9 protein-coding genes and 2 pseudogenes are annotated in these 10,395 nt (G+C 60.8%); 10 read left to right on the plus strand and 1 reads right to left on the minus strand.

The annotated features are described in order from the left end of the window. The 6 genes and pseudogenes from MPJ51_RS14730 to MPJ51_RS14755 form a co-directional block, all read left to right on the plus strand. Positions 1-564 (plus strand): annotated as a pseudogene (locus MPJ51_RS14730) (N-acetylglucosamine-6-phosphate deacetylase); the annotation flags it as partial. Positions 565-689: 125 nt separating this feature from the next. Further along, on the plus strand, positions 690-1,676 hold the full coding sequence (locus MPJ51_RS14735) for a glycosyltransferase family 2 protein (protein WP_298388290.1): 987 nt from the start codon (positions 690-692) through the stop codon (positions 1,674-1,676). Between the two features lie 4 nt (positions 1,677-1,680). Beyond that, positions 1,681-2,622, plus strand: a complete 942-nt coding sequence (locus MPJ51_RS14740) for a hypothetical protein (RefSeq protein ID WP_298388292.1) — start codon at positions 1,681-1,683, stop codon at positions 2,620-2,622. Beyond that, positions 2,619-4,616, plus strand: coding sequence for a tetratricopeptide repeat protein (locus MPJ51_RS14745; protein WP_298388294.1), 1,998 nt, complete (start codon positions 2,619-2,621; stop codon positions 4,614-4,616). Before MPJ51_RS14740 ends, MPJ51_RS14745 begins: the two co-directional genes overlap by 4 nt. A 104-nt stretch (positions 4,617-4,720) precedes the next feature. After that, positions 4,721-5,704, plus strand: a complete 984-nt coding sequence (locus MPJ51_RS14750; RefSeq protein ID WP_298388295.1) for a glycosyltransferase family 2 protein — start codon at positions 4,721-4,723, stop codon at positions 5,702-5,704. A 28-nt stretch (positions 5,705-5,732) separates the two neighbouring features. Beyond that, positions 5,733-6,734, plus strand: a complete 1,002-nt coding sequence (locus MPJ51_RS14755; RefSeq protein WP_298388297.1) for a hypothetical protein — start codon at positions 5,733-5,735, stop codon at positions 6,732-6,734. On the opposite strand, the gene MPJ51_RS14760 is transcribed toward MPJ51_RS14755, so the two are convergent. Further along, positions 6,721-7,023: a DUF6476 family protein gene (locus MPJ51_RS14760; RefSeq protein WP_298388299.1), complete on the minus strand. Its 303-nt coding sequence runs from the start codon at positions 7,021-7,023 to the stop codon at positions 6,721-6,723. The genes MPJ51_RS14755 and MPJ51_RS14760 overlap by 14 nt on opposite strands. Here MPJ51_RS14760 and MPJ51_RS14765 point away from each other — a divergent pair. The 4 genes and pseudogenes from MPJ51_RS14765 to MPJ51_RS14780 all read left to right on the plus strand — a co-directional run. After that, positions 7,022-8,056, plus strand: a complete 1,035-nt coding sequence (locus MPJ51_RS14765; protein ID WP_298388301.1) for an RluA family pseudouridine synthase — start codon at positions 7,022-7,024, stop codon at positions 8,054-8,056. The two genes, MPJ51_RS14760 and MPJ51_RS14765, sit on opposite strands and share 2 nt — an antisense overlap. Positions 8,057-8,203: 147 nt before the next feature. After that, positions 8,204-9,100: an RNA polymerase sigma factor RpoH gene (gene rpoH, locus MPJ51_RS14770; protein ID WP_298388303.1), complete on the plus strand. Its 897-nt coding sequence runs from the start codon at positions 8,204-8,206 to the stop codon at positions 9,098-9,100. Positions 9,101-9,258: 158 nt separating this feature from the next. Next, on the plus strand, positions 9,259-10,233 hold the full coding sequence (locus tag MPJ51_RS14775; RefSeq protein WP_298388305.1) for a Gfo/Idh/MocA family oxidoreductase: 975 nt from the start codon (positions 9,259-9,261) through the stop codon (positions 10,231-10,233). A 66-nt stretch (positions 10,234-10,299) separates the two neighbouring features. Next, positions 10,300-10,395, plus strand: a pseudogene (locus MPJ51_RS14780) (DksA/TraR family C4-type zinc finger protein); the annotation flags it as partial.

Genomic DNA, 10,395 nt, shown 5'->3' on the forward strand with positions numbered 1-10,395 from the left:
GCCGGGGTGATCGTGTCCCTCGGCCATACGGATGCGCCCTTTGACACCTGCATGGACTACGCCCGCGCAGGGGCGCGCTGCGTGACCCATCTGTTCAACGCCATGAGCCAGCTTGGCAGCCGCGCGCCCGGCCTGGTCGGGGCGGCCCTGTCCTGCGGTCAGCTTTCGGCCGGGTTAATTGCCGATACCGTCCATGTCCACCCCGAGACGATGCGTCTGGCCTGGTCGGCCAAACGCGATCCGGGGCAGATATTTCTGGTCAGCGATGCCATGGCGGTGGCAGGCACGGCGCAAACTGAATTCCAGTTGGAAGGCCGCATGATCCGGCGTGAGCAGGGCAGGCTGACCTTACAGGACGGGACTCTGGCTGGGGCTGATCTGGACCTGACCACGGCGGTGCGGGTGCTGTCCGAACAGGTGGGTGTCCCACTGCCACAAGCGCTGGCTGCGGCCACCAGCGTTCCGGCAGCGCTGATCGGGCGCGGGCAACCATTGTCGCGCCAATCCGACCTGATCCGCATCCGGCCGGATTTGTCCGGGGTAGGGCCGGTCTTAACCCTCTGATCACCGTTTCGGATGTAGCTGTGCATCACTCCGGCACCGGTTGCGCGCCGGGGGCTTTTCCCCGCTCGCAGCCGCCTGCGTGGTTGTGTAAGAAGAACACCAACGCAGTTACCGGAACGTCCTTGATGTCTGAAACAATTACCGTCTTCACCACGATGAAGAACGAAGGCCCCTATATGCTGGAATGGGTGGCCTATCATCGCATGCTGGGGGTCGATCACTTTGTGATCTACACCAATGATTGCGAAGACGGCACCGATGACATTGCCCTCAGGCTTGAGGCGATGGGGATCGTAAGCCATGTAAACAATGCGCTGCCCAAGGACGGCGGCAACCCGCAACACCAGATGATGCGCCGGGCGCTGCGGCACCCAAAAGTGCGCGAAGCCGACTGGCTGATGTGTTTGGACGTGGATGAATTCTGGAACATCCGCTGCGGCGACAACAGTTTTGCGGGTCTCATTGCGGCGGTCGAACAAAAGGCCGGGCAGCCCGTGGACGCGATTTCATTCGCGTGGAAGCTGTTTGGCAGCTCCGGCAATATCAGTCTGGAGGACAAGCCCGTAACCCAGCTGTTCACCATGGCCGATCTGGAATTTCCGCATCACTCTTCCCGCGCGTTCGGATTGAAAACCCTGTTCCGAAACAATGGCAAATTCACCCGTTTCGGACCACACCGCCCGAAAGGGGTGGAAGAGGGGAAAGAGCACGAAATTGCCTGGTCCGATGCCAGCGGAAATCTGTTTCCGGCCGGCAAGGTCGGCTGGCGCGCCTGGCGGAATTTCGATCATTCCTTTGGACGTCTGCACCACTACTCCGTCCGCTCGATGGACGGGTTTCTGATCAAGCGTGACCGGGGGCGGACCAACCATATCAAGGTGGATCAGGGACAGTCCTATTGGCAGGATATGAACGTCAACAAGGAGCAGGACCTTTCGATTCAACCCATCGCTGACCGCGCTGCACCGATTTTGGCCGAGCTCAAAGCCGATCCTGAACTCAGCCGCCTGCACGCGCAGGCCTGCGCCTGGCATCGTGCCAAGGTTTCGGAAATCAAAATGCGCCCGGATTGGGTGGAATTCCGCCTCTGGCTGGCGGATAATCTGGTCTGATCCCATGGACAAAGACCTGACCAAACAGCAGCTCCAACCCGAGCATCCGGACCGCAAGACAGGGTATGAGCGTATCCTGACCGACCCGGCACCGCCCTGGTTCGTCGAACTGTACCCCGGTGGCAGCGGCAGCGGTTTCCTGCAAAAGCTCGAACGGCATGCCTTTCTGTTCCATCAGCGGGACAAGGACCGGCTGGTGGTCAGTTTCGACAATATCGCCAATGTCAACGATCTGTCCTTTGCCCGCGAGCCCTGGGGCTGGAAGTTCTTCCGCGATATCGGCTGGTCGCATCTGGGCATTCTGGCGCGGGCCAAGGCGTGGTATCGCGACCCCGAGATCATCTCGTACCTGCAGGCCAAGGCGGATGAAGGGTTCTTTGCACAGTTTGATCAGGTGGTCTTTGCCGGCGCATCCATGGGCGGGTTCGGGGCGCTGGTGTTCTCGGCGCTGGCCCCGGGGTCGATCGCCATTGCCTTCAACCCGCAAACCACGCTGGATGAGCGATTGGTGCCATGGGAGACGCGGTACAGGTTTGGCCGCGTGCAGGATTGGGATCTGCCGCTAAGCGACGCGGCGGACACCGTTCCTGCCTCGGGCCGGGCTTATGTGTTTTATGATCCGTTCTTTGATCCGGACCGGCAGCATGCGATGCGCCTGCAGGGACCGAATGTGGCGCTGTTGAAGACGTGGTCCTCGAATCATTTCGCGGCCCCGATGCTGCGCAAGCTCGACCTGTTGAAACCGGTGATGCTGGGGGCGATGGACGGCACGCTGGAGCCGCAGGAATATTACCGGATGATGCGGGCCCGACGTAATCTGCCGATGTATATGCGCGGGCTCGAAGCTTATGGCGGCGAACGCCATCCAAAACTGATCAGCGCCGCGCGCCGACGGTTCAAGGTCCTGCGCCGTCAGAAATTGGGCGCCGCCGAGGCATCGCAATGACGACACCGCCCGGCGTCTTCATCGGTCAGCGCAAGGACCGGATGGGCGCGCGTCTGTTGATGATGCTGACCTGCATCCGACTGGCCGAAGATTTCGGCACCGATTACCGCGTGAACTGGTTCCCGCAGGGATCGGACGCACCGGAACTGGATCACCCGCAGGAACTGTTTGCGCAGGACTGGATGGACCGGCATTTCCTTGACCAGACTGCCTTTGATGCGCTGGCCAAGGATGCCCTGCCGGTCTGGGCCTTCCAAAGTGACCCATCGCCCGAACGACTAAAGGCGCATCTGGCGGCAGGGCGCTCTGTCATAGTCGAGGAAGGGTTCCAGGTTCTGGCCTTCCCATGGGAGGATATCGAAGCCATCCGCCCCCGCTATCGCCAGTTCATTCACCGTATCGGTTTCACCGATGATATCCGTGCGATCATGGAACGCGCGGATGAAAAGCTCTCGGGGCAGGGGGTGTCGGCCTATCACATCCGGCGCGGGGATATCCTGAATGGGCTGCCCTGGAAACACACGACCTGGCCCGCCAAGATCGAACCCGAGGAACTGTACGAGGCGCATCTGGGAAAGACCCAAGGTCAGGCGTCGATCATGTTCTCGGACCAGCCGGAACTGATCGACCGGTTTCAGCGGCGTTTTCCCGACCTGATGCAGATGTCCGACATCGCGGACCTGTCCGATCTGCCGCGGGCCCAGCGGGATTTTCTGGAACTTTACGCGATGTCCCGCGCCGATCAGGTGATCGCGCCATATGTGTCCGCCTTTTCGATGGCTGCCGCACGTATTTCCGGACACCAGCACAAAGTGTTTCGGGAGGTTCTGAACGACGAGGACATCAAACAGGCCAATGAACGAACCATAGAAAGGTTGCGCTTGGGGCCAGAGGGGTTTCTCAACCCGTCCGAGGCTGCGCATATCTATGCCAAGGCCCTGTTTCACTTGAACCGGATGGATTGCGATGACCGCGCGCAAGAGGCGCTGGATTTGGCGAGCCCGATACTGGCGGCCGGGGCTGACAATGCATTTCTTGCGATCCTTCAATCGTTGAATCTCTTCTATCTTGATCGCTGGGAAGAGGCGCTTGAACTCGCTGACGCCGCAATGACCGACCAGAACCTCTGGCCCGAGGATTATGCTGTGCTTTGTGCGGTGCGCTGTGCCATTCAGGGCCATCTCAAGAAACGATGGCAGGCGGCGCGATCGTTTTGTCAGGCGTTCTGGGCCAAGCCGCTCCGACCGGATGTGGCAATTCTGGGAACGCGCGCATTCTCGCGGGATCAACTGTCCTTGCGCCTGTTGCCGCCAGCAGATTGGTCGGTGCAAAGGTTCGTGCGCCGACCCTGGTACAATTACAATGCACATGTCGCGCAGCGTAAGGTGCTGATGCGTCTGCCCTGCAATTTCGATTTCCTGTTGTTGGACTGGGCAGATCTGGCGCTGGACCAAAAGGCGCGCAGATTGTTTCAGAGTTCGGAGCGGCTGGAGATGCTGCATGCGAACTTCAAGCGCATGACCGCTATCCCGGCTGAAGATCCCCGAGTGGTCAGCTTTGACGCCGTTCTTCAAAAATACATGGGGCAGTTCAGCAACGCGCAGGCCATCGACGTCATGCGCAAGGTTCTGTCACATCGGCCCGACGCCCCCTTGTATCACAAACGCCTGGGTGAGCTTTATGAGGCCGAAGGCGATTTGCCCAAGGCTCGTCTAACCATGGCCGAGGCGCTGGCCTGTGATCCGGAAAACCCGTTTCTGGTCTTTGCCATGGGCCGTTTTCTGGAACGGACAGGTGCGGTCGAACAGGGGGAAAACCAGATCCTGCAGGCCGCCGATCTGGATCAGGCGACAGTGACCATTCAGGGCATGGCCGGGCAAATCCAGTTGCGCCGGGGCAACAAGGGCAAGGCGCGGACCTATCTGCAAAAGGCACATGACCTGTTTCCCCCGTTCAAACGGTTCTCGAACCAGCTAAAACGGGCCGGGAGTTGATTCCATGATCCGCAAGCCGTTCTATGACCACATCCATAAACACCGCATGCAGGCGGGCCGGGCGCATTTTGGGCCCGCATCTGTAACAAAAGAGGCGATCTGAAATGGCAGAGCAGGACCCCAGATTTGTCAGCGTGACACCGATGAAGAACGAAGGCCCCTTCGTGCTGGAATGGGTGGCGCATAATCAGGCGATCGGCATTGATCAGATGGTGGTCATGACCAATGATTGCACCGACGGCACCGATGCCTTGTTGCAGCGCCTGCATGATCGCGGGGTTCTGACCCATGTGGACAATAACTCGCGCCGTGCGACCAGCCCGCAGAAACGCGCCTATAAGAAATTCCTGCGGATGGAGGTCGCACGCCCGCAGGATTGGGTTCTGGCCATCGACGCGGATGAGCTGATCAACGTCAAGACCGGCGACAATACTCTGCGCGCCCTGACGCAGGCGATCCCGCAGGCGCGCACGATCTCGATGACCTGGCGCCTGTTCGGCAATGGCGGGGTGGTTGATTATCAGGACAGGTTCCTGTCCGAACAATTCCGCCAGGCCGCACCGGAATTCAAGGCGCGACCGCCGCAGGCCTGGGGCTTCAAGACCATGTTCCAGCGGGAGCTTTGGGGCGCGCTGGGCGTGCATCGTCCGCACCGTGCCACCGTGGAAACGATGGAGGAATGTCACTGGTATAACGGCTCGGGCCAGCCCATGCCGGAACGGTACTATACCCAAAGCTGGCGCTCGGCCCGGGATTCCTATGGCTATGATCTGGTGCAGCTGAACCATTACGCGCTGAAATCCTGTGAAAGCTATCTGGTCAAGAAACTGCGGGGCCGGGCGCATCACACCGGCGGCGATCTGGGGCTGGAATACTGGTCGATCATGAACCAGAACGCGGTTACGGATCATTCGATTGATGCAATCGCCGACCGCAAGGCCGCCTGTCACGCGGCGCTGATGGACGACCCCGAAACCGCGCGCCTGCACCACCAAAGCTGCGATCTGCACCGGGAAAAAGTGGCCGAGCTGCGGCAACTGCCCGAAATGCAGGAGCTTTTGCAGAAGATGACCGGGGGCAAGCCATAATGCCTCGGCCTGTTTCGGGGGGCCTTTGATGCTGTGGCTTCACCTTGGCATGCCCAAGACCGGCACCACCGCCCTGCAGGCTTTTGTGCGCAACAACCGCTCAATGCTGGATCAGGCGGGGCTGCGGTATATGGAAACGGGGCGGCGCAATCTGGATGGCACGGGACGGCTGAGGATCAGCCAGAACATGATCGCCTTCTACATGAACCAGACCAAGCAGCCGATGCAGCCCTATCGCGAGGCGATGGGGCAGGAATATCTGGCGCATCAGGACAAGACCTGTCTGGTGTCGTCCGAGATGTTCTATACCATCGATCTGCCGCGTTTGGCGCAGGCCTTTGCCGATATCCCGCCCGACCGGATGCGTATCGCCTTCTACATCCGGCGCTATTCGGATTTCTTCGAGGCAGAGTTCAAACAGCGCGCCAAGAACGGGCGGCTGCCCGGCAATGGCTCGGACTACATCAAGACGCGGCTGGCCTCGATTGAGGCAAACCCCGACCGGCACAGCTATTCCGGGGCAACGGCGCGCATTCGGGCGGCTTTTCCCGGGGTCGAGGTTGTTCCGATGCTGTATGACCGGTCCGAAATGGTGGGGGGCAATGTGGTGGATGACTTCCTGTCCCGGATCGGTGTCGATCTGCCGGACGGTGTGACCTCGGACCTGCCCTCGAACCCGTCGCAGTCGCGCGCGGCGAGTGAGGCGTTTGGCATCGTGGGCCGCGCGCTGGGCCGCAGGCACAGCCGCCAACTGCGGCGGATGACACCGGACGATCCGGTCATGGTGCGGCGCAACGACGTACTGGAACCGCCAGAGAGAGTCTGGCTGGACGACTACCTGTCGCAGCAGGACGAAGCGTTCCGGCAAGAGTTCTTCCCCGACCGCACGCCATTATTCCCGAAGGTGGAATTAAGCGAGGAAGAACAACAGTTTCGCCGCGACAGTGAAAGGGAATATCACGCCCTGCAACAGGCCACCGAGATCGTGTTCCGCCTTGCGCTGGACAGTATCGAGCTTACTCAATCGTGATGTCCTGACGCAGACGGCCGGTGGTCTTGTCAAAGATCAGGATACGGTTGTCATCGGTCACCACCGCATACCAGTTGCTGCCGATGGTCACCGCCTGCGCCCGCGCGCCGTCGGGCAGTTCGACCTGATCCGGCAGGGTCGGGGTGCGGTCCGATAAGCGGATGACAATCAATGCGAATGTCACTAGAACCCCGCCAATCATCACCGCGGTCAACAGCATGACCATACGGCGCAGCAGGCGAAGCTGCGGCGTCTCCTGCGGTTCGATAGGTTCGGAAGGGTCGGTCATGGGCACTCGCCTGATTGAATTTCACATCGCGGCCGCGCCGCCGCCCCGCCTTGATAAGGCGCTTTCGCGGGATGTGCCAGAGAGCGAGGCGCTGTCGCGCACCCGTCTGGCGCGCCTGATCGCCGAGGGCGCGGTCCGCGTCGATGGCGCGGTGGCGACCGACCCCAAGGCCAAGGTGGTCGAGGGCGCGCAGGTGGCGATTTCCGTGACCGAGGCAGAAGACAGCCATATCGGCCCCGAGGATATCCCGCTGGACGTGGTGCATGAGGATGCCGATCTGATCGTGGTCAATAAACCGGCGGGCATGGTGGTTCATCCGGCGCCGGGCTCTCCGTCCGGGACGCTGGTGAATGCGCTGCTGCACCATTGCGGCGATGATCTGTCCGGGGTGGGGGGCGTCAAGCGTCCGGGCATCGTGCATCGGATCGACAAGGACACCAGCGGTCTGCTGGTGGTGGCCAAATCCGACGCCGCCCATCAGGGGCTGGCCGCGCAGTTCGAGGCGCATAGCGTCGAACGCTATTACCGCGCCATCTGCTACGGCGTGCCGGATGCCAATGACCCGCGTCTGCGCGGGATCAAGGGCGTCAGTTTCGAGCCGGGCAATATCATGCGCCTGACCACGCAACTGGCCCGCCACAAGACCGACCGGCAGAAACAGGCAGTGCTGTTCCATGGCGGGCGGCACGCGGTGACGCGGGCGCGGGTGGTGGAAAGCTTTGGCACCCCGGCGGCGCTGGCGCTGGTGGAATGCTGGCTGGAAACCGGGCGCACCCATCAGATCCGGGTGCATATGGCCCATGCGGGTCACGGGCTGGTTGGCGATCCGGTCTATGGCGGCAAACGCAAGCTGGCGGCCCGCGCCTTTGCGCCTGAGACCGCCGAGGCCGTGCGCGCCTTTCCGCGGCAGGCCCTGCATGCGGCGGTTTTGGGGTTCGAACATCCCGTGACCGGCGAAATGTTGCGGTTCGAAGCGCCTCTGCCTGATGATATGAACACCCTGCTGGACAGGCTGCGCGTACCGCTGTCATAATCAGCAAAGGCTTGTGAACACATCGGTTTTAGCTTTTCTTAAGCAATGCTTAATTCCAGACTGTTAACAGATCCTCTTGAATGTCACGGGTCGGGTGCCCATATCCCATGTTAAGGGCTTAAACATTTGTCCAAGGGGCAGAAATAAATGGCAAATTACTCAAATCTTCCCGCGCCCACGCCTGAAGGTGGGCTGAACCGCTATATGCAGGAGATTCGCAAATTTCCCCTGCTGGAGCCGGAAGAGGAATATATGCTGGCCAAACGCTGGGTCGAAGAGCAAGACACCGAGGCCGCGCATAAAATGGTCACCTCGCATCTGCGTCTGGCGGCCAAAATCGCCATGGGCTATCGCGGCTATGGTCTGCCGCAGGCCGAGGTGATCTCCGAGGCCAATGTGGGCCTGATGCAGGCGGTCAAGAAGTTCGACCCGGAAAAGGGCTTCCGTCTGGCGACCTACGCAATGTGGTGGATCAGGGCCTCGATTCAGGAATATGTCCTGCGGTCGTGGTCGATGGTCAAACTTGGCACCACCTCGGCGCAGAAGAAACTGTTCTTCAACCTGCGCAAGGCCAAGGCCCGCATCGGCGCGCTGGAAGAGGGCGATCTGCGCCCTGAGAACGTAGCCAAGATCGCCGAAGATCTGGGCGTGACCGAAGAGGAAGTCATCAGCATGAACCGCCGGATGTCCGGCGGCGATGCCTCGCTGAACGCGACCGTCGGGTCCGAGGGCGAAGGGACCATGCAATGGCAGGACTGGCTTGAGGATGAAGATGCCGATCAGGCTGGCGATTACGAGGCGCGTGATGAGCTTGAGGCGCGGCGCGAATTGCTGGTGGCCGCTTTGGACGTGCTGAATGATCGCGAAAAGGACATTCTGACTCAGCGCCGTCTGATGGATCAGCCGGTGACTTTGGAAGAGCTGAGCACGCAGTACAATGTCAGCCGCGAACGCATTCGCCAGATCGAAGTGCGCGCCTTTGAGAAGCTGCAGAAAAAGATGCGCGAACTGGCGCGCGAGAAAGGCATGCTGGGCAAGGTCTGATCCAGCAGTCGAATTTTGCGAAACCGGCCCAACCCCGATTGGGTCGGTTTTTGCGTTTTTGTGCGGATAATCCCATGACAGATGGGGGCCGGGTTGCTAGAACAGCTCAACTTTGTTTGCGCTAACGTGCGCGGATCACCTGTGTGAAAGGGACGATCATGGCAAAACCGGTTCAGTGGGGCATTCTGGGCGCTTCGAAATTCGCGCGTCAGTATATGGGGCCTGCCATTCATGCGGCCCATGGCACACGGCTGGCCGGGCTGGCGACCTCGGACGCGGCCAAGGCAGAACCGTTTCTTGAGTTCTGCCCCGATTTGACGGTTCATGACAGCTATGACGCGCTGCTGGCCGATCCTGCAATCGATGCCGTCTATATCCCGCTGCCCAACCATCTGCATGTCGACTGGAGTTTGAAGGCGCTGGAGGCGGGCAAGCATGTTCTGTGCGAAAAGCCAATGACGATGCAGACCGGAGAATTCGACCAACTGATCGCCAAGCGGGACAAAACAGGGCTGTTGGCAGCCGAGGCCTATATGATCGTGCATCACCCGCAATGGCAGCTGGCACGCAAGCTGATCGCGGATGGGGCCATCGGGCAGTTGGTCCATGTCACCGGCGCGTTCAGCTATGACAACCGCGCCGATACCGGCAACATCCGCAACCGCGCCGACATGGGAGGCGGTGCGCTGCGGGATATCGGCGTCTATGTGATCGGCGGCACGCGCTTTGCCACCGGGCAAGAGCCCGAGCAGGTTCACGCCTCGATCCGCTGGGAGGGTGGCGTCGACGCCTTTACCGAGATCAACGCGCGGTTCCCGGGGTTCACCTATTCCGTCTATGTCTCGATGCGCATGCACCCGCATCAGGAGATGGTGTTTCATGGCGAAACCGGAGTGATCCGCCTGACCGCCCCGTTTAACGCGCGGGTCTTTGGCGAAGCGCGGGTGGAATTGCACCGCCCGGGGCTTGAGCTGCAAGTCACCCGTTTCCCCGGCGACGATCACTATAAGCTGCAGGTCGAGGCCTTTGGCCGCACGGTGCGTGAGGGGTCGGAATACCCGTGCCCGCTGGAGTTCTCGCGCGGCACGCAAGTGATGATCGACAAGGTTTTTGACAGCGCGGTGGCTCTTTAGGCGCTCGCTTGCCAACAGCGGCCCTGCGCGTCTAACCTGTCTTTCACTTGCAACAGGAGGGCGACAATGGCCGGTGGCTGGGCGCGCGACGGCGCGGTAAGCGAACAGATCGAGGCCTCGATCTCGGATGAACTCGCCCGGATGCAGGCGCAAAAACGCCCC

This window comes from Ruegeria sp. (genome assembly GCF_028066395.1).
Classification (GTDB): domain Bacteria; phylum Pseudomonadota; class Alphaproteobacteria; order Rhodobacterales; family Rhodobacteraceae; genus Ruegeria.

Bases quoted from the DNA above. Each gene is read 5' to 3' on its own strand.
- MPJ51_RS14735 (WP_298388290.1), top strand. From the start codon at position 690: ATGTCTGAAACAATTACCGTCTTCACCACGATGAAGAACGAAGGCCCC.
- MPJ51_RS14740 (WP_298388292.1), top strand. From the start codon at position 1,681: ATGGACAAAGACCTGACCAAACAGCAGCTCCAACCCGAGCATCCGGAC.
- MPJ51_RS14745 (WP_298388294.1), top strand. From the start codon at position 2,619: ATGACGACACCGCCCGGCGTCTTCATCGGTCAGCGCAAGGACCGGATG.
- MPJ51_RS14750 (WP_298388295.1), top strand. From the start codon at position 4,721: ATGGCAGAGCAGGACCCCAGATTTGTCAGCGTGACACCGATGAAGAAC.
- MPJ51_RS14755 (WP_298388297.1), top strand. From the start codon at position 5,733: ATGCTGTGGCTTCACCTTGGCATGCCCAAGACCGGCACCACCGCCCTG.
- MPJ51_RS14765 (WP_298388301.1), top strand. From the start codon at position 7,022: ATGGGCACTCGCCTGATTGAATTTCACATCGCGGCCGCGCCGCCGCCC.
- MPJ51_RS14760 (WP_298388299.1), bottom strand. From the start codon at position 7,023: ATGACCGACCCTTCCGAACCTATCGAACCGCAGGAGACGCCGCAGCTT.
- rpoH (WP_298388303.1), top strand. From the start codon at position 8,204: ATGGCAAATTACTCAAATCTTCCCGCGCCCACGCCTGAAGGTGGGCTG.
- MPJ51_RS14775 (WP_298388305.1), top strand. From the start codon at position 9,259: ATGGCAAAACCGGTTCAGTGGGGCATTCTGGGCGCTTCGAAATTCGCG.